Source organism: Chitinimonas sp. BJYL2 (assembly GCF_027257935.1).
Classification (GTDB): Bacteria; Pseudomonadota; Gammaproteobacteria; order Burkholderiales; family Chitinimonadaceae; genus Chitinimonas.
Window position 1 is genome coordinate 87,819 of the sequence record NZ_JANZKW010000004.1, and the last position, 20,254, is coordinate 108,072.

General features: G+C 61.4%; 12 protein-coding genes. 7 read left to right on the plus strand and 5 right to left on the minus strand.

Annotated elements, in window-relative coordinates; all coding sequences use genetic code 11:
* Positions 1-29: 29 nt before the first annotated feature.
* Positions 30-3,845 (minus strand): YhdP family protein, encoded by a 3,816-nt coding sequence (locus O9X62_RS12500; protein WP_269533219.1) that lies wholly within the window; start codon positions 3,843-3,845, stop codon positions 30-32.
* Positions 3,846-3,977: 132 nt separating this feature from the next.
* Here O9X62_RS12500 and glnE point away from each other — a divergent pair, with 132 nt between their 5' ends.
* The 4 genes from glnE (at position 3,978) to O9X62_RS12520 (ending at position 11,772) form a co-directional block, all read left to right on the plus strand.
* Positions 3,978-6,653 (plus strand): bifunctional [glutamate--ammonia ligase]-adenylyl-L-tyrosine phosphorylase/[glutamate--ammonia-ligase] adenylyltransferase, encoded by a 2,676-nt coding sequence (glnE, locus tag O9X62_RS12505; RefSeq protein WP_269533220.1) that lies wholly within the window; start codon positions 3,978-3,980, stop codon positions 6,651-6,653.
* Positions 6,654-6,709: 56 nt separating this feature from the next.
* On the plus strand, positions 6,710-8,011 hold the full coding sequence (locus tag O9X62_RS12510; RefSeq protein ID WP_269533221.1) for a serine/threonine-protein kinase: 1,302 nt from the start codon (positions 6,710-6,712) through the stop codon (positions 8,009-8,011).
* 449 nt (positions 8,012-8,460) lie between these two features.
* Positions 8,461-9,930 (plus strand): serine hydrolase, encoded by a 1,470-nt coding sequence (locus tag O9X62_RS12515; protein WP_269533222.1) that lies wholly within the window; start codon positions 8,461-8,463, stop codon positions 9,928-9,930.
* Between the two features lie 90 nt (positions 9,931-10,020).
* Positions 10,021-11,772, plus strand: a complete 1,752-nt coding sequence (locus O9X62_RS12520; RefSeq protein ID WP_269533224.1) for a hypothetical protein — start codon at positions 10,021-10,023, stop codon at positions 11,770-11,772.
* Positions 11,773-11,855: 83 nt separating this feature from the next.
* Here the strand turns inward: O9X62_RS12520 and cysM are convergent, their stop codons facing one another.
* From cysM to O9X62_RS12540, 4 genes are all read right to left on the minus strand, one after another.
* Positions 11,856-12,743: a cysteine synthase CysM gene (gene cysM, locus O9X62_RS12525; RefSeq protein ID WP_269533225.1), complete on the minus strand. Its 888-nt coding sequence runs from the start codon at positions 12,741-12,743 to the stop codon at positions 11,856-11,858.
* Positions 12,744-12,946: 203 nt separating this feature from the next.
* Positions 12,947-14,422 (minus strand): esterase-like activity of phytase family protein, encoded by a 1,476-nt coding sequence (locus O9X62_RS12530; protein WP_269533226.1) that lies wholly within the window; start codon positions 14,420-14,422, stop codon positions 12,947-12,949.
* 153 nt (positions 14,423-14,575) lie between these two features.
* Positions 14,576-15,613 carry an L-threonine 3-dehydrogenase gene (gene tdh / locus O9X62_RS12535; RefSeq protein WP_269533227.1) on the minus strand — a complete coding sequence of 346 codons (1,038 nt, stop codon included), beginning with the start codon at positions 15,611-15,613 and terminating at the stop codon, positions 14,576-14,578.
* A 40-nt stretch (positions 15,614-15,653) separates the two neighbouring features.
* The gene (locus O9X62_RS12540) at positions 15,654-16,850 is read right to left on the minus strand and encodes a glycine C-acetyltransferase (protein ID WP_269533228.1); all 1,197 of its coding nucleotides are present in this window, start codon (positions 16,848-16,850) and stop codon (positions 15,654-15,656) included.
* Between the two features lie 182 nt (positions 16,851-17,032).
* Between O9X62_RS12540 and O9X62_RS12545 the strand changes: the two genes are divergently transcribed.
* From O9X62_RS12545 to O9X62_RS12555, 3 genes are read left to right on the plus strand one after another with little or no spacing between them, the layout of a single operon-like run.
* On the plus strand, positions 17,033-17,437 hold the full coding sequence (locus tag O9X62_RS12545) for a hypothetical protein (RefSeq protein WP_269533230.1): 405 nt from the start codon (positions 17,033-17,035) through the stop codon (positions 17,435-17,437).
* On the plus strand, positions 17,434-18,231 hold the full coding sequence (locus O9X62_RS12550; RefSeq protein ID WP_269533231.1) for a DUF2145 domain-containing protein: 798 nt from the start codon (positions 17,434-17,436) through the stop codon (positions 18,229-18,231). The genes O9X62_RS12545 and O9X62_RS12550 overlap by 4 nt, the downstream gene beginning before the upstream one ends.
* Before the next feature lie 13 nt (positions 18,232-18,244).
* On the plus strand, positions 18,245-20,125 hold the full coding sequence (locus O9X62_RS12555) for an MFS transporter (RefSeq protein ID WP_269533232.1): 1,881 nt from the start codon (positions 18,245-18,247) through the stop codon (positions 20,123-20,125).
* The last annotated feature ends 129 nt before the right edge of the window (positions 20,126-20,254 follow it).

Genomic DNA, 20,254 nt, shown 5'->3' on the forward strand with positions numbered 1-20,254 from the left:
CGTGCGGGTTTGTTTCAGGCTTGCTCGGCCTATTTGGCCGGCACTGCGCCCACCTTGCTCACTTGCGGATCATCCCATCCGCCCGTGATGTCGTACTCGTAGGCGATCAGGCGACCCAGCGGGTCACGCAAGGCGCGTTGCAACAGAAAGGCGCCAACAGCCAGCGCCGGGTTGGCAAGGGCGACACCTGCGCCCACTGCCACGCTATCGCCGATGGTCGGCACGATGCGGACCCGCAACTTCTGGGTCTCACGTCCCAGATCCGCCTCGCCCTTGAACAGCACCTGCGCCGAAGGCCCGACAATACTGAGGTTCTCCGTACTGGCCACGCCTTTCACGATCTTACTATCGCCCTCGATACGGTCGAAGGCAAAGCCCTCGCTGAAGATGTCGCGGAAATCCAAAGTCAGGCGTCGCGGCAAGGCCTGCAAGCTCAGAATGCCGAGCAGACGGCCCATGCCCGGATTGACCTTGGCAAACTGGCCGTTGCTGGCCTGCAACTTGAGGCTGCCAGTCATGCTGGGATAGTGCGGCGCCAAGGGAGAACCCTGCCACGCCAGCTCGCCCTTGAGCGCACCGCTGCCACGGCTGACCGTTTCGGCATAGCCCATGCGGGCCAGCAGTTTGCCGATATTGTCGGAGCTGACATCCAGCTTCATGTTTGTCGCATTTTCGCCACCACCGGTGCGCCAGACGCCCTGCATGGCCAGACGGCCATCGGGATTGCTCAATGTAAGCGTATCGATCAGCCAGTTTTCCCGTTGCTGCTGGGCACGCACTTCGAGCTTGCCCAAGGGGTGCGCGCGATAGCGAAAGTCCTCTGCCACCACATCCAGGGCCGGCAACTCAGTTTGCTGCCCGTTATCGGTGGCCGCGCCATCGGGTGCATCGGGCAAAGGCAGCAGCAAGCGATTGAGTCGGGCATTGAGCGTACCCTTGCCCTGCGGCGACCAGCTCCCCTTGCCTTCGATCTGTTTGCTGCTCATGGTGATGAGCCAGCTACGATCGGCCTGTGGCAAAGCGCGCAACAAGGTGTCGTCGATCTGGCTGCCCAGCAGGCTCAGTCGTACCGTCTTGATCTCCAGCCCTGCCAGGGTCTCGCCCTGGCTGCTGGCTGCTGGCGAATCCAGCAAGGCCAGCCATGGGTCCAGCGCCAGCTCAGGCAGGTTGGCGCTCACCCATAGCCCGCGGTTGGCCGCGTTGGGCGTGCCATTGCCAAGGAAGATTTCGCCCCGCTCCGTGCGCCAAACGCCCTGCTGCTGGGTGCGTCGCAGAGCCACATTGAGCGTGTTCCCCAGCACCACGCCCCATTGCTCTCGCTGTGCGTCTGCACTCAGTTGAACCCGCAGTGGCCTGACCTCGCCGGTCGGTTTGGCGAGTGGAGCAGGTAGATCAATACGCACATCGCGCATCGGAGCCTCCAGGCTCATCTGCCAGCCTTGGTCCAGCAGAGAGACGGCAATGCGGTAATCCGTCTGGCCACTGACCCGCTCAGCAAACGGCACGCCATAACGGCGCAGGGCTGTCTGGGCGTCTACCCGGCCCGTGCCCTTCACCCTCGCAATCGCGTCGGTCGCGCTGCTGAGGTCTAGCCTGACCGGGCCGCCCAGAACCTGGGCACCAAGATTACGGCTGCCAACCGACTGCTCGGTAAAGCTGATTTCCCCACCGAAACCCGTGAGTTCGGGCATGTCCTCACCGATCTGCAAGCGGTTGCCGGCAAAACGATAGCGCCCGCTGACCCGGGTGGCGTCCGTGTCTTCAAACGGGATCGCCAGCTTGAGGCTCAGTTGTCCATCACCACTCGCACGGGCCTGACTGCCGATATGCCCCAAGCTTGCATCCAGCGGGCTACGGGCGATATAGCTCAGATAATCCGCAGTAGCACCACTGACCTCACCATCGATCTGGACCTCGGTGCTGTGCGCCAGATCCTCAATCAGCGCCTTGGCTTGGGTCACCCGAGTGCCTGCGATCTGCCCGGTTGCCTCCACACTAAGCCGGTTGCCGACAATATCGACACGCCCATCTATCCCGGTCATCGGTGGCCATCCGTTGGCATAGTCGAGTGTCAGCCCATGGGCTTCGGTACTCACTTTCCATACGCCGGTCTTGCCGTCTGCATGCGGAAAACCCGCCAGCGGCCCATCCAGCTCGAAGCGCGCATTGCGTGCCTCCCCCGCCAACAGGCTGGTGCGCAACCAGTGTCGCGTGTCTGGGCCAAGTTCGGTGGGCAGGTAATCGGCCACCTTGGCCGCACTGAGTCGGGCAACACGGCCATCCAGGCGCAGTTCGCCCATGCCCTCACCGGGCCAGGACCAACGCGCGGTCGCCGTCGCATCCAGATCCGTGTTGGTGGCCAGGAAATCACGCAGACTGACGACCCAGCCCCGCCCGGCACGTTGCCAGTCCAAGCCCGCGCGGAAGCGATCAAACTGCAAGGCGTCCTCAAAGACACCGGCAGCGCTCAGTCTGAAACCCTGAGAGCGCAGGCTGAGATTGCCCGCTTCGTGGGTGAAATCGACCTCACCATCCAGAGGCCCCAGCGTGGGCATGTTGCCCTGCGCGATCAATCCCAGACCGGTAAATCCGGCTCGGCCACCAAACTCTGTAGGTTCCCGCCAGTCACCACGCCAGGTCCAGCGCACCCGGTCGAGCCGTCCGGTGGGCTGCATGCCGGCGAGTTGCCGATGCAAGGCACGCGGCAAAGGCAGTGCGGGGGGCAGCTTACCCAAAGCGGGCAGGGTCAAACCGGCAGCGTTGAATTCACCCCCGCCCCGCTTGTCCAGACGCAGACTGGCCTGACTGCCGTCGAGCAGTTTGCCGCCCTCGGCCGTCAGCTTGAGCTGGGAGAGAGCGAGTTCTCGCTCACCATCATGGTCCTGCCAAGCCAGCGCAGCAGATAGACCATCCACATCCAGCCGTTCCAGTTCAGGCGCCAAACGCAGGCTGACACCCGCCAGATCAAACCGGGCTTTGATGGCCGTGGCACGCCAGCCGCTGAAATCCAGATCAATATCGAGATTGCCGCGACCACGTCGCAGATCAAACGGAAACGGCACCCAGCGCGACCAGGCTCCCAGATCCACATGCTGCAGACGGGCCTGGATATCTCCCTGCCAGCTCGAAAACCTGGCCATATCGTCCCCCCGCCAGCGTGCTTCCGCGCGAAACGGAGATGCCAGCGCCACAGGAGGTGTGGCATTCAGGCTGGCGCGATGGCGGCCAAACAACTGGTTTTCGAGGCTGAATTCCACATGCTGCAACACCAGGGGCGGCGCAGCGCGCGCGTGATCACGCCAGGTCACGGTGGCATCGACGATCGCAATATCATGTTGTCGCAGCACCCAGTTACTGAGGGTATCGTCCCCGCCTTGATCCAGTGGCAAGCCGGCAAGCCGCACCGAGCCATCGGTCTCGCGCGTCAGCTCCAGATCAGGCCTTACGACGGTGAGACGGGCAAACCGCAGATCGCCCAGCAACAAGGGCCACCAGGACAAGGTGGCTTCCACTTCAGGCAGGGTCAATGCCGGACGACCATCGCTGTGGTGCAGACTCAGCTGCCGCAAATCCAGATAGGGTGAAGCATTGCGCCAGCCGCCGCGGACTTCGGCCACGCTGACCGGGCGGCCCACGCGCTGGCTCAGCTCTGCCACCAAGGCCGGACGATAGCTTTCAAGACGCGGAAACACCCACCATTGCAAGCCCGCGGCCACCGCGCCCCAAAGCAATATCACAGCCAAGCCCAGCCAGATCAGCGCGCGACCATGCCAGTGCAGTACTCCCAGGCACTTGCGGCGAAACCAGATAAAGCGGGATTGAACAGGGTGGCGGGCGGGCGACATCGACACGGCAAAGCGCCCGGCAAGCGACGAGCAGCTAGAATCATTGAAAGCGCAAAGCGCGTTGAAGGCGGATTTTATCCGCGCCCGCATGACAACGTCTTGGACATTTATCCCTGCGTGCACAAATCCCACATGACTACGCCACTCGATCAAGCCAGCAAACATAGCCGTTATCTGCAGAGACTCTTCAGCGCGCAGCCGGTTCTGTTCGAGCAAACATTATCTGTATTACAGCAACCGTTCAGCCGAGCCGACATGGAGGCCATGCTGCCGGCCGATGCGGATGAGGCCATGCTCAAGCCCGCGCTGCGCAAGCTGCGACAGGCAGTGATGGCGCGCATTTTCAGTCGTGACCTGCTGGGTTTGGCCGACCTGGATGAGGTGATCGTCACCGTCAGCGATCTGGCGGAAGTCGCCATCCTGGCCGCGCTGGCCTGTGTTACCCGCCCGGACGAGCGTACCGGCGAGCCCATCGGTAACGAAACGGGCGAGGTACAGAAGCTCATCGTCGTGGGCATGGGCAAACTGGGCGGGCGTGAACTCAATGTTTCCAGCGATATCGACCTGATCTTCGTCTACCCCGAAGACGGCGAAACCAATGGCCCGCGACCGATTTCCAACCACGAATGGTTTGCCCGTGCCGGCAAGAAGCTGATCGCGCTGATTCACGATGTGACTGAGGATGGCTTTGTGTTCCGCGTGGACATGCGCCTGCGGCCCTATGGCGATAGCGGCCCGCTGGTGTGCTCGTTCGCGGCCATGGAGAACTATCTGCTGACCCAGGGCCGTGAGTGGGAGCGTTATGCCTGGATCAAGGGGCGGGCGATTACCGGCCCGGATGGGCTCGGTGGCGATGCCGCAGGCTTGATGCAACTGGTCACGCCGTTCGTATACCGCAAGTATCTGGATTACGGCGCCTATGCCTCGATGCGCGATCTGCACGCGCAGATCCAGCGCGAAGTCACCCGCCGCGACTTTGCCGACAACATCAAGCTCGGCCCCGGCGGCATCCGCGAGATCGAGTTCATTGCCCAGGTTTTCCAGCTTATCCGCGGCGGCCGCCGCCCTGCCCTGCGCGTGCGGCCCACACGCGAGGTGCTGCGCGAACTCGAAGCGATGGGCCAGTTCGATGCCGCCGTTGTCGCCGAGCTGACAGCCGCCTATGTATTCCTGCGCGACCTGGAACACCGTCTGCAATATCTGGACGACGGCCAGACCCAGATGCTGCCCACCAACGAGGGCGATCAGGCGCTGATTGCCGAAAGCATGGGCTACGCTGGCTGGCCGGCTTTTCTGACAGCGCTTGATGCCCACCGCGCCACCGTTTCGCGCCACTTCGAGCAGGTGTTCGCGCTGCCGCAAGCCGAGGGCGATGCCGTGCACCCCCTGGCCGGTTTGTGGCTGGGCATTGCCGATGGCCAGTCGGGCCAGCCCCGGCTCGCCGCGCTGGGGTACCAGCAACCGGCCGAGATGGAACGTCTGCTGGCCTCGGTGGCGCAAAGCGGCCGTTACCAGACGCTGGCCGACAAAAGCCGGCGTCGGCTCGACGCGCTGATTCCGCCCATGGTGGAAGTGTGTGCGCGCCAGCCCAATCCCGATGAAACGCTGAGCCGCGTGCTGCGCTTCATGGATGCCATCGCCCGCCGCGAATCGTATCTGGCACTGCTAGCCGAACACCCGCAAACACTGAGTCGCCTGGCCGCCCTGCATAGTGCCAGCCCCTGGGTGGCCGACTACCTGCATCGCCATCCCATCCTGCTCGATGAACTGCTCGATGCCCGCCTCCTCTATGCCCCGCCGGACTGGCCGCGTCTGGGCACGCAGCTGCGTGATGAGCTGGTGCTGCATGCCGGTGATACTGAAGCCGAAATGGATGTGCTGCGCCACTTCCAGCACCAGCAGGTGTTCCGCCTGTGTGCACAGGATCTGGCTGGTGAATGGTCATTGACGACCTTGTCGGACCACCTGTCCGATCTGGCCGACTTGATCCTCACGCTGGCGCTGGAACGCGCCTGGGCCGAACTGCCCAAACGCCACCGCGATACACCAGCATTCGCCATCATTGGCTACGGCAAACTCGGGGGCAAAGAGCTGGGCTACGGATCGGATCTTGATCTGATCTTCCTGTATGACGACGATCATCCCGACGCCAATGAGGTCTACGCGCGGCTCGCCCGCAAACTGATGAACTGGCTCTCCACGACCACGCCTGCCGGCACGCTCTACGAGGTGGATTTGCGCCTGCGTCCCAATGGTGCATCCGGCTTGCTGGTATCCAGCATCGGCGCCTTCCGCCAGTACCAGAGCGAGAACGCCTGGGTGTGGGAGCACCAGGCCCTCACCCGCGCACGCTATGCCGCTGGCGACAAGACAGTGGGACAAGCCTTCGAGTCCGTTCGACGGGACATCCTTGCGCAACGTCGTGACAAGCCCAAGCTGGCCGACGAGGTGGTCGCCATGCGCGAGCGCATGCTGCAAACCCACCCGGCCAACCCCGACGACGTGAAACACTGCCGTGGCGGCCTCGTGGACGTGGAATTCATCGTTCAGTACCTGATACTGGCCTATTCCGCGCAGCACGCCGCCCTGCTGGACAACAGCGGCAATATCGCCCTGCTCAGGGCGGCAGCCGAAGCCGGGCTGATTCCCACTGCACTGGCAGATGGCGCACAAGCGGCGTACCGCCTGCTGCGTGAGCTGCAGCACAAGCAGCGGCTCAACGGCTCTGCCCCTACGCAGGAAGCACTGGGGGAAGTGGCGCCCTACTGCGCCGCCGTGCGCAACCTGTGGCAAATCGTATTCTCGTAAACGACTCGCTCGCCAGCCAAACCACCGCATCGCTAAGCATGATGGACACCCCCGCCATGGATCGAACCCGCCCCAGCCCACCTGCCCGCATCGCCAAGTACGCAGTCAGCGCCGAACTGGGACGGGGTGCCACGGGTATCGTCTATCTCGCCAAGGATGGATTCTTCAGCAGACAGGTGGCCATCAAGTGCCTGCGCCAGGAGGCCAGCACCGATGCTGCAGCCATGAAGCGGCGCATCCAGTCCTTCAGGGTAGAAGCGAGCCTGGTGGGCAAGCTCAAGCACCCGCATGTAGTGGCCATGCTGGACGCCGATCTCGATAACGATCCCCCTTATCTGGTGATGGAATACGTTGAGGGCAAACCCTTGTCTGCCTTCACCGCACCAGACGCCCTGCTACCAGTCAACGAGGTACTCTCGCTGGGTTTCAAGTGTTGCGATGCCTTGGGCTACGCTGCGGAACTAGGACTGATTCACCGGGATATCAAGCCCGCCAACCTGCTCCTCACGCCGGATGGCGACGTCAAGATCACGGATTTCGGCACCGCCGACTGGCAGCAGCTGGATGTCACCCGAATCGAAACCGCCGGCTCCCCGGCGTATATGTCACCCGAGCAGGTCAAGGGCGAACCCCTGACCTGGGCCACGGATATCTATTCACTTGGCGTCACCCTGTATCAGCTCCTTACCGGTGAGATGCCATTCGAGGCTGAGTCCGAGTTTGCGCTCATGTACAAGATCGGCAACGAGCGTCCTGTTCCCCCATCGGTGAGGCGTCCCGCCCTGCCTCTGGCGCTCGACGAGGTCATCATGCGCGCACTGGCCATCGATCTGAATGCTCGTTATGCCACCTGGGACGCTTTCGCCCAGGCCCTTACCCGCTTCCTCTCCGCCAGCGCACAACCGGATCAGGCGGGCGAAACCGACGCCGAAAAAATCGCCCTGCTGCGTACCATGCCCCTGCTGAAGGACTTTCCCCCGCCACTACTGTGGTCCGTACTGCGGCTGGGCGTCTGGGCGCAGATCAAGCGCGGCCAGCGATTGATCCATGAAGGCGCACTGGGGGATTCCTTTTACCTGCTGGTTGAGGGCGAGGTGATCATCGAGCGCGAGGGCATCGAACTATCGCGCGACAAGGCCGGTTACTCACTCGGGGAGATGGTCTACATCCTCCCCGGCGCCCGACGCCGCAGTGCAACGGTGACGGCACTGACCGATCTGCAGGTACTCAAGATCCCTTGCGACACGCTGGGCGAGAGCCCGGTCGAGCTGCGCAGCCAGTTTGACCGAGCGTTCCTGTCCTTGCTCGCGACGCGGTTGATCGAGGCAAACCGGCGCTACACCAGTTTCGATCTCTAGGTTTTCCGGTTCGGTTTGCCGAAGCCGGCCCATCTGCGCATCGCTGCAAAAATACAACGTGAGTGATGACATGTTGCGTCCTCGCGCGATGTAACCGCCCCCTTCACCGTGAATCGCACGGTGATCAAGCAGACCAATCCACCCCACACCTCCCGCCTGCATCACCGTGGCAGCCGGCCACGCACACCACAGTGACAACAATATATCGCTTTAAAATCAATACCTCTTGGCATAACAGCGAGTTATTGCGCAAAAGGAAAAGGCAGCTTTCCGGGCCGGATACGGGGGTTATAACGCAACTGCTACGGCATCGCGTGACGCCGTTGCTGAGATCGGGAAAGGCCAGGGGAATGCACAGGGTATAGGTCGGCGCACCGCATATTGAAGCGTGCACCGGGTGTCTTCCTCAGCAGATTTGTCGCAACAAAACCCAATAACGGAGCAGACAAATGGCAACAACTCGCAAATGGGCACTCGGAATCGTGCTGTTCGGGGGCGTCGTGGTTCACGCCGCCTGTCCGGATGGCGCCAGTTTTGATAGCGCACTCGGCTTCTGTGCTGATGGCACCAATGCCTACGGGCCGTTTACCAAGGCCATGACGGACAATTGTGTGAAGTATGGTGGCGGCCCCGCCTGCACAAACGTCAACAACTATCCCGTAGGCAGTGTTCAGCTAAGCCTGCAACGCTGGAGCGTCAGTTTCACACGCAACCTGCGCGGTACCGGCACCTGCCCCACCGGGGCGGCCACCTCGTCCTATGTAGATGGCTTGTGCGCCGAAACCATTAATGGTGTCAGCAATGTCTACGCGGGGTTTGCGCCCGCCCTGGTAAGCAAATGCCAGCTGCTGAACGGCGGCAATGCCTGCCTTTCAACACGCTGGAACAGCAACTTCTACCGCAAGGTGGCGTTCGAGCAGCGCCTCAGAAAGAACCTGACTTCCGCTTGGAGCGGCAGCGGCCTGCCCAGCGTGTCGGTCACGGTTTCCACACCGGATCAAGGCTACGTCTATGCTGCAACCGGGGTTGCTGCCCCAAGCAATGTGCCGGTGAATCCCGCCGTGCATCAGTACCGGTTTGCCAGCGTCAGCAAGAACCTGACCGCGGCCCTGATCCTGCGCTTGCAGGAGGCGGGCTATCTGAACATTGACGACAAGCTGTCCAAACACCTCACCGTACCGGGTCTGGCCTATGGCAGCACGATGACCATCCGCCAGTTGATGAACCACGCCGCCGGCGTTGGTAACTATCTGGACTACAGCGATGCATTTCTCGACTCCACCGACATATACGGGAAGATCTACACCAATAACGATGTGGTCGGTTATATCAACCAGGTGGGAGCCGCTTTCTACCCCGGCAGCGGCTATCAGTACTCGAATGGCGGCTATTTTGTGCTGGGCCTGTTGATCGAAAAGAAGCTCAGCATGCCCATCGAGATGGCATTTGATCAGTGGCTCATCAAGCCACTGGGTCTGAACAACACATTTCTTGACGTAAGCAGCAACCCGGCCATGAAGATCCCCAATCTCGCCGAGAGTGTGCGGGCCTATGCCTACTCCACCACCAGCGTCAAGGCAGCTGGCGCGCTGGTGTCCACCACAGAAGACATGGCCAAGTATGCCCGCGCAATCTACGGCGGTAGCTTCCTGAGCAGTACCTCGCTGGCGGCCATGAAGGCACCGCAAGCCAACAGCAGCGGCTACGGCCTGGGCACCATCATCTTCACCTCACCCAATGGCTACAAGTATTACGGCCATACCGGCACCCTGCTGAACTACAAGGCGCTGGTGTACTTCATCCCGGCCGCCAATGTATCCGTCGCTCTCAATACCAACGACTACCCATCCAGTACAGCCGTGCTCGATCGAATCAAGGCGGCTGTCTACGACACCGTGTCAGATCAGTATGGTGGTTGATTTCTCCTGATTTGAGCGCGATGCAAGACGCATCGCGCGCCCTCCCTCACGGGTCAATCCGGTTTTCCTGAACTCACAGGAGTCTGCGTCATGCGTGAATCACGTAGGGGTGCTGCTGCGCCCATGTTCTGCTGGAAATGGTTGAGCTGCCTGCTCTTGGCCTTCGCCTGCCTGCCGCTATTTGCCGCGAGCCACGTCACTTTCCTGTCGCCAGCCGTATCAGGCGCGGAATATGTGAACGGGTTCAATATCTCGGTCAAGGTCACCTCCCCCGACATCGTCAAGGTCAAACTCTCCGCAGACGGGTTTCCGTTCGGGAACGAGCTCAACGCGGCCAATAACTGGACGATCTTCTACACCTTCAGCAATCTGGGTACGCGCAATCTCGTGGCGACGGGCTACGATGCCAGCGGTACAGCCATCTCAACCACTACCAGCAGTATCAGCGTGGTCAACATCAAGGTGGTCGACCCCGCAAAGAACGCAACCTACTCCAACGGCACACCGGCCAGCATTGCGGCCAGCGCCGCGGTCACCAAGGTGCTGATGCTGGCCGACAGCTACCAGATCGGTGCCGCCACAGCGCGGGACAGCAATGGCCAGTTCGTGATCACGCCGGCCTACCTCAACACCATCGGTGCACGGACATTCCGGTTCCAGGGTTTCAACGCGGCAGGCATCAAGATCGATGAGCGCCAGGTGCCGGTTTATGTGGTCAATCTGACTTTCGCCAACCCCGGTATCGGCGCCAGTTTCGTCCTCAATGACGTGGTCACGGCGCAAGTCAACGCAGCAGGCAACGTTGCGCGCGTGGACTACTACGCGGACAGCTACTTCTGGGGCAGCTCCACGGATCGTGCCTCGTTGTTCAAGATCAGTCAGCCCGTCACGATTGCCGGCTCGCGCGTGCTTTATGCCAAGGCCTATAACGCCAGCGGTACGCTGCTGAGCACCAACAGCCTCAACTTCACGGTGACTTACCCCGGCACGAGTGGTGGCGGGCAGAACAAGTGGGGGGTCTGGCTATTCGAGTTCGAACGCGTCGCACGCATGGCCACCACGCATGAACAACTGGCCGCCAAGCTGCGTTCGATGGGCGTGAAACGCATCTACATCAAGGTTGCCGACGGCACCAAATCCACCCTGAGCAACGGCTACACCTTCCCGCTGTTTGATGCGCGCGTACCTGCCGCCTACAAGGCGCAGGGCATCGAGCCCTGGGCCTGGGCCTATAACTACCCGGCCAACCGCTCCAGTCCCAGCGGTCAGGGCGAGACACTGTATCAGGCCGCCAAGAGTGGCTATGTGGGCTTTGTATCGGATATCGAAACCGAGTTTGAAACCGCCAGCGTTGCCAACCAGGTAGCTGTTTTCCAGGCATTCTCGGCAGCACGGCAGCGCGCCATCAACGACGGCTACGCCACCAGCGCCTTCAAGCTCTATGAGACGTCCTTCGGCTATATCAGCTACCACAGTGGCGTCGCGATCAGCGCCATCGATCCCTATGTGGACGGGCACATGCCCCAGACCTACACCGTGTATTGGGGAAGCAGCGCCGAGGCAGACCAGGCCGGGCAGATTGCCTATGTGAACCAGCAATACCGCAATCTGGGCGCGACCAAGCCCATCCACCATATCACCAGCATCGAACGGCACTTCGACAGCAACGGCACCAAACATGAAATGACCGTACCGCGCCTGCAAACGTTCATGGAGTACGGTGGCGCCGAGGCCTCCATCTGGGTACTGCCAGAAGCCGGCGACGGCACGGGGGAGCAGGATGTGCCTTACTCGTCATGGAATCTGCTAACCGGCATCAACTGGACAGCCAACGCCCGCTGATACCGGCGAGATGTCTAACAAAAAGAAAGGACGCCATGGCGTCCTTTCTTGCGTCTGTGTCCTGCTCGACTTTTTCCTGCTACTCAAGCCGGATAAACACCCGTAGAGAGATACCGGTCACCGCGATCACACACAATGCTGACGATGGTGGCATTCTCCAGCTCGGCACTCAGCTTCAGTGCTGCCGCCATCGCCCCGCCCGAACTCACGCCGGCAAAGATGCCCTCTTCCGCCGCCAGCCTGCGCATCATGTCTTCGGCCTCCTGCTGGTGCACTTCCATCACCCGGTCGATCTGGCTGAAATCGCAGATCGAGGGCACATACTCGGCCGGCCACTTGCGGATGCCGGGAATCTGCGCGCCATCAACCGGTTGCACACCCACGATCTGCACCGACGGGTTCTGTTCCTTGAGATAGCGACCCGTGCCCATGATGGTGCCAGTCGTCCCCATGCTGGAAACGAAGTGGGTCACACGCCCCTGCGTATCGCGCCAGATCTCGGGGCCGGTGCCTTCATAGTGCGCCAGCGGGTTATCGGGATTGGCAAACTGGTCGAGGATGATGCCCTCACCCGCATCGCGCATCTGTTCGGCCAGATCGCGGGCGCCCTCCATGCCTTGCTCCTTGGTCACCAGCACGACCTCTGCACCAAAGGCCTTCATGGCCTGACGGCGTTCGATGCTCAGGTGTTCCGGCATGATCAGCCGCATCTTGTAACCCATGATGGCAGCGGCCATGGCCAGAGCGATGCCAGTGTTGCCACTGGTCGCTTCAATCAGCGTATCGCCGGGCTGGATGGTGCCGCGCCGCTGGGCGTGGCGGATCATGCTCATGGCCGGGCGATCTTTCACTGAGCCAGCCGGGTTATTGCCTTCGAGCTTGGCCAGGATGATGTTGCTGGTTTTGCCGGGCAGGCGTTGCAGCCGCACCAAAGGGGTGTTGCCGACAAAATCTTCAAGCGTGGGGTACATGCAGTGCGCTCCTCAACAGTGCATGCATTGTAACCGGGGCGCGGCCTCACGCCTGAACGCCGCAATGGCATATCCATAGAGCGCAAGCCCGGTGAAGGCTGCGCCCAACCGGCACGGCAAACCGTCCAGACAAGAAAAAGCCCCGCAGTGCGGGGCAAGGTTTCCATGCTGTGTGGCTGGAAACAGGCGGTCAGGGTTTCCGCTTATTTGGGGTAGAAGTCCTTCAGCGGCTGCTTGAGGTGGATGAGCCAGAGCTGCGTATCCCGCTCTTCGCCCTGCCCCACCACGTAGCTGGCGCTCACGGCATTGCCCTTGGCATCGGCCAGCTTGCCGTCCTTGTCGACCACATACTCTTCGGGGTCATCTTCCTTGGCGGTGATGCTGCCCTTCAGGCCGAAATCGTTGTCGTTGATGATGGCGATCTCGGTCGAATCACCAAACTTGCCCGCATCGCCCACAATGGCCAGACCTTCAGCCTTCTCGGCCGTCCAGCCCAGGTCGCGCAGATCGAAGAGCTTGGTCTTCTTGGCCATCTTCAGGCTGGCCGGTGCGCCAGCCGAGACCAGATTGCTGCTACCGGTCACACCACCACCGGCAGCCAGTTCGGCCAGCGCCTTGGCATCGCCGTATTCCAGCGGTTTGCCATTGGCGAGCTTCTTGTCGCTCAGCTCATCGGCGCCCTTGATGTCGATCAGGTACACCACATTGCGCATTTTCTTGTTCTTGTCCTTGCCTTGCTCGATGACGAGGAAGCGGGTTTCGTCGATGGCGACAATGTCACCCATCTTGGCGTCGCCGCTCTTCTTGTACTCGCTCACATCGTGCGGGTAGGCAAACATCTGCGTCTTGCCGGTCTTGGGGTCCAGCGTGACCAAGCGGATGAACTGGGCTGTGCCCTTGGTTTCTTTCTTGATATCAAGCGTGGACTGGATCAGGCCCACCACCAGCCCCTTGGGCGTGACGGCAATGCCTTCCATGCCGCGGTTCGGCTGACGCTCGCCGAGCACGTCGGGCAAGCCGGCGCCGGGCATGTACTGCTGCATGAACTCGCCGCTCTTGGCATCGACCTGGGCAATGAAGGGACCGTACTCGTCGCTGATCCACAGATTGCCCTGTGCGTCGAAATCAATGCCTTCGGGGTCCATGCCGAAGTCGTCGAACTTGAGGATCTTGAGCTCATCGCTGAGCGGCACTTCCTTGGACGAACCGGTGTTTTCAGGGCTGATCGGGCGACCGGAAATCGGATTGCCGTTTTGCGTCAGCGGCATCGACTTCGTCAGCTTGGCAACCTCAGCCAGTTGTACGTTGATCAGGCCGATACGCGGTGCGAAATCCGGCGACAGGAACACCTTGGCTGGCGAGGCTTTGTCACCCGACTTGAACTTGGGGGCATCGCCATTGGGACCGCGATCCGTCACCGCCCAGAAGTCGAGCGAACCATCCTTCTGATAGCCCTTGAAACGTAGGCCCGAGCCATAAGCCGGGTGCAGGCCTTGCGGGAAGGCAGACTGGAACTTGCCTTTATAGGGCAGATATTCGCTGGCCGGCACGGCCACGCTGTAACGCTCGACCGTGGCGACGAGGGCGTGCTCGACAGGCTGGATCTCGAAGGGTTCGGCTGCGTGAGCCAAAGAGAATAAGCCGGCGGCAACAGCCGCTGCGATCAGGCGTACTTGCATGGTGGGAGTTCCTGGTAAGCGGGTTTTGAACCGCCCGGAAGGTACCGAATCCAGATGACGGTCTGACGACACCAGCGTGACAAGCAGATTGCAGCCACAAAACAAAAGGCCCGGTGCGCACACCGGGCCTTGCTTGGCTTGCAGACAGCGTGGTCAGGCCGCGACTTCCGCCCAATCCAGTATCACCTTGCCCGACTGGCCCGAGAGCATGGTCTCGAAGCCCGTCACATACTCATCCACACCAAAGCGGTGGGTGATGATGGGCGTGAGGTCCAGGCCGCTTTGCAGCATGGCGATCATCTTGTACCAGGTCTCGAACATCTCACGGCCGTAGATGCCCTTGATGATCAGGCCCTTGAAGATGACCATGTTCCAGTCGATGGCCATATCACCGGGCGGAATCCCCAGCAGCGCAATCTTGCCGCCGTGGTTCATGGTATCGAGCATGGTGCGGAACGCTGCCGGGTTGCCCGACATCTCCAGCCCCACGTCAAAGCCCTCGGTCATGCCCAGCTCGGCCATCACGGCCTTGAGGTCTTGCTTGGCCACATTGACGGCACGCGTGGCGCCCATCTTCAGTGCCAGTTCCAGCCGGTAGTCGTTCACATCAGTGATCACCACATGGCGCGCACCCACATGGCGGCAGATGGCAGCAGCCATGATGCCGATCGGGCCCGCGCCGGTAATCAGCACGTCCTCGCCGACCAGATCAAAGCTCAGCGCTGTATGCGTGGCGTTGCCGAACGGATCGAGAATCGCGGCGATGTCGTCGGGGATGTCGTCGGGAATCTTGAAGGCGTTGAACGCCGGGATCACCAGATACTCGGCAAACGCACCGTCGCGGTTCACGCCCACGCCGGTGGTATTACGGCACAGATGCACGCGGCCGGCGCGGCAGTTGCGGCAGTAACCGCAGGTGATGTGGCCTTCACCCGAGACACGGTCACCAATCTTGTAGCCACGCACTTCCGAGCCCATGCCGACCACTTCGCCGACATATTCATGGCCCACATGCATGCCCACCGGGATCGTCTTCTGCGCCCAATCATCCCACTTCCAGATATGGATATCGGTGCCGCAGATCGCGGTTTTACGAATCTTGATCAGCAGATCGTTGTGACCAACCTCGGGCTTCTTGACGCGTTGCAGGGTCAGGCCCGGTGCGGCTTCAGCTTTTACCAATGCTTTCATGTTTTTCTGTCCTCTTCGACGCGGGTAAGTATCAGCCGCTTCAAATCACGCCCAGTTCCTTGCCCACCGCCGTAAACGCAGCCACGGCTTGCTCAACCTGCTCGGTGCTGTGCGCGGCACTCATCTGAGTACGGATACGCGCCTTGCCCTTGGGCACCACCGGGAAGCTGAAACCGATCACATAGACGCCGTGGTCAAGCAGCTTGGCCGCCATCTCGCCGGCCAGGCGCGCGTCGCCCAGCATGACCGGGATGATGGGATGTACGCCCGGCAGCAGCGTGAAACCGGCGGCCGCCATCTTGCTGCGGAACAGCTCGGCATTGGTCTTGAGCCGTGCACGCAAGGCCGCGCCATCGCTTTGCAAAATACGGAACACTTCAAGGCTGGCAGCCGTAATGGCCGGGGCCAGCGAATTGGAGAACAGATACGGACGCGAGCGCTGACGCAGCAGGTCGATGATGGGCTTGCGGCCAGCTACATAGCCACCCGATGCGCCGCCGAGCGCCTTGCCCAGTGTGCCGGTGTAGATATCGACGCGCTCGCTGACGCCACAGTGCTCGGGCGTGCCACGGCCATTGGGGCCGATGAAGCCGACGGCGTGGGAGTCATCGACCATCACGATGGCCTGGTATTTATCGGCCAGGTCACAAATCGATTTGAGATCGGCAATGAAGCCATCCATCGAGAACACGCCATCGGTAACGATCAGCTTGAAGCGCCCGCCCGCGGCATCGGCCGCCTGCAGCTGGGCTTCCAGATCGGCCATATCGTTGTTTTTGTAGCGATAGCGCTGCGCCTTGCACAGGCGCACGCCGTCGATGATGGACGCGTGGTTCAGCTCGTCCGAGATCACCGCATCAGCGTCGGACAACAGCGTTTCGAACACGCCGCCGTTGGCATCGAAGCAACTCGAATAGAGGATGGTGTCGTCGGTACCCAGAAAGCCCGAGATCGCGGCTTCCAGATCCTTGTGTACCGATTGCGTGCCGCAGATGAAGCGCACGCTGGCCACGCCGTAGCCGTAATCGTCCACGCCTTTCTTGGCGGCGGCGATCAGGCGTGCATCGTCGGCAAGACCCAGATAGTTGTTGGCGCAGAAGTTGAGCACCGGCTTGCCATCGGCCAGGCGGATATCGGCACGCTGGTGGCTGGCAATGACACGCTCGGGCTTGAAAAAGCCGGCTTCGCGGATGGCAGCCAGCTCGCTGTCGAGGTGGCGCAGAAAGTCCTGATTCACACTGTTCTCCTGTGCGGGCAATACGCTTGTGACGCAAGCCGGTCGGTGCGCGCCGCACCGGTTGGTACGGGCAGCAGCCGCGATTCTAGCACTGCGCCGCACCACGGCCATGCGTAGGCAAACCCGTATCAGCCTGCTAATCTGCCCCCGCCTGCCCGTGCAGGCACGCCAGGAGCCACTGCATGTCTCGTCTTGCTGCTTTGTTTCTTAGCATTGTCGCGCTGGCCTTGCCGGCCAATGCGGCCCCGAATGCCAGTGCGCATTCATCGCAACTGTCTGCCGCCGGCACCGCCAGCGTGGTCGGCGGCTCGGCCCTGATCCTCAGCGAGGGCGCCGCACTGGTCGTGGAATCGGTTGAAACCGTGGCTGACGGGGTCATCTGGGTACTCCGGGGTGCAGCAAAGGGGGCCAGCGTTACCGTCAAATACAGCGGCAAGGCCGCCGGCGCTGTATCCGTGGCAACAGGCCAGGTCATCACGGTCAGTACCGAGGCCAGCGGCCATTTGCTTACGTCAGCCGGTAAAGCCTTGGCGTTCATCCCTAACGAGGTGGGTCAATCGCTGTTGCATCAGTCCAAGGCCGAATGAAGCGCAGTCTCGCTCTCTCTGGGCTGTTATTGACGCTAGCCCTGCCCGCGCAGGCGGGCAAAGGCTGCGATGAGCGGCCGGTAGGCCCGGATGAGCTGGCGCAGGCCCTCAATCTGGCCCTCATGGTGCGCAATCAGCTTGATCGCAGCACCGAACAGGTGGTGATCATCGCCCGGATTGGTCGGGACATGAGCCAGTATGGGCTGCGTTACTCGCATGCGGGTTTTGCCTGGCGGGACCACCCGAAAGGACGCTGGTTCCTGGTTCATGAACTCAATGAGTGCAATGGCGATCGTTCTTCGCTCTACCATGAGGGCCTGGGCAATCTGTTCATCGACATTCATGCGCCCGAGGCCTTGGTACTGACACTGCCCACCAGCTTGCAAGCCCGCTTGCTGCCTTGGCTGCAGCAACCCCACACGCTGCATCAGGCGCACTACAACGTGGTGGCCTACCCGTTCTCCACGCGCTACCAGAACTCCAACCAGTGGCTGCTCGAATCGCTTGCCGCCGCCATGGCCCCCGAGGGTACGGTGCGCGACCGGGCAAGCGCCCAGCGCTGGCTGCAAGGCGCCGGCTACCGGCCCAGTACCCTGCGGCTCAATACTTTCAAGCGGCTGGGTGGCCGCTTGTTCAGCGAGAATGTCGAGTTCAACGACCATCCCCCTGCTCGTCGCTTTGCCGGCAAGATCGATGTCGTCACGGTGGAATCCATCGAGGCCTTTCTGCGCCAGCAGCGGCAGCTTGTCGGGCGCCAGGTGATGGCGCTGCCTTCAACCCCAAAAAACCAATAACACCGGAGGACGCATGTCCGACCACAACCAGTTCGCTCTCTTCAAGACCCGCCGATTCCTGCCGCTGTTCGTCACCCAGTTCCTCGGTGCGTTCAACGACAATCTGTTCAAGAACGCCATGCTAGTGATGGTGACCTTTTTTGGACTGGGTTTTGCCGGGCTCGACTCCGCCACGCTGGTCAATGCCGCAGCCGGCATCTTCATCCTGCCGTTCTTCCTGTTCTCGGCCACTGCCGGGCAGCTGGCCGAGAAGTTCGACAAAGCCAGCCTCGCGCGCTTCATCAAGCTGATGGAGATCGCCATCATGGTGGTAGCCGGGATCGGCTTCTACACCCGCAGCGCGGCTGTGCTGATGGTGTGTCTGTTCATGATGGGTGTGCACTCCGCGCTGTTCGGGCCACTCAAATATTCGATCCTGCCGCAGTACCTGAATGATCGCGAGCTGCTCGGCGGCAATGGCCTGATCGAAATGGGCACCTTCGTCGCGATCCTGCTAGGCCAGATCGGTGGCACGCTGATCGTGGAACACAATCCGGATAACGCGCTGGTCATCGCCGGTGCCTGCGTGCTCGTGGCCGTGCTGGGTTTTCTGACCAGCCGCGCCATGCCGGCTGCGCCGCCGCAGGCCAAAGACCTCAAGATCAACTGGAATATCTTTACGGAAACCTGGCGGATCATCGGCCTGAGCCGGCGTAATCCCACCGTATTCCATTCGCTGATGGGTATCTCCTGGTTCTGGTTCTTCGGTGCCGTGTACCTCACGCAGCTACCGAGCTTCGCCAAGGACGTACTCGGCGGCAATGCCGAGGTCTACACCTTGCTGGTGGCGCTGTTCTCTGTGGGTGTCGGTCTGGGTTCGGCGCTCTGCGAGGCCCTCTCGGGCCGCAAGGTCGAAATCGGCCTGGTGCCGTTCGGCTCGATCGGCATGTGCGTGTTCGGTATCGATCTGTACTTTGCCCATCCGGTCGTGCCGGGTCACGATATCGGTGCGCTCGCGTTCCTGGCCGATCCGACACACTGGCGACTGATTGCCGATATCGCCCTGCTGGGTGTGTTCGGCGGCTTCTTCATCGTGCCGCTTTATGCGCTGATCCAGATCAAGAGCGAACCTGAGTACCGCTCGCGCATCATTGCCGCCAACAATATCCTCAATTCCTGCTTCATGGTCGTCTCAGCCGGCGTCAGCATTGCCCTGCTGCAGGCGGGCGTGAACATTCCGCAGCTGCTGCTGATCGTGGCGCTGATGAACATACCGGTTGCGCTCTACGTCTACGGCCTGCAACCCGAATTCCTGATGCGCTTTCTGGTGTGGATTGCCACGCACACCATGTACCGCGTCAAACACGAAGGTCTGGACAACATCCCGGATGAGGGTCCGGCCATCCTGGTCTGCAACCATGTGAGCTTCATGGATGCGCTGATCATCGGCGGGGCAGTACGCCGGCCGGTGCGTTTCGTGATGGACCATCGCATCTTCAAGATTCCGGTGCTCAACTTCATCTTCCGCACTGCCGGTGCCGTACCGATTGCCTCGGCCAAGGAAGACCCGGCAATGAAGGAGCGTGCCTTCATGAAGGTGCAGGAATACCTGTCGCAGGGCGAGGTCGTGTGCATCTTCCCCGAGGGCAAGATCACCTACGACGGCGCCATCAACCCGTTCAAACCGGGTGTGATCGAACTGGCCCAGCGCAGTGGCGCGCCTGTGGTGCCCATGGCGCTGCGGGGTCTGTGGGGCAGTTTCTTCAGCCGCAAGGATGGCAGCGCCATGGTGAAAATGCCGCGCCGGTTCTGGTCGCGGATCGAACTGGCAGCCAGCGCGCCGGTCGCGGCAGCCGAGGCCGATCTGCCAGACTTGCAGGCACGGGTCACGCAATTGCGGGGAAACCATCCCTGAGCCCAGCGCAACACGGCGTTGTATGGATGTACACGGCATGGCAGGCAGATTTCGAGCACTTGCTCAAATCTGCTAGGCTATCGAGAATCATTCGAATCATGCCGCCCCAAAACGACGACGGAGACCGCC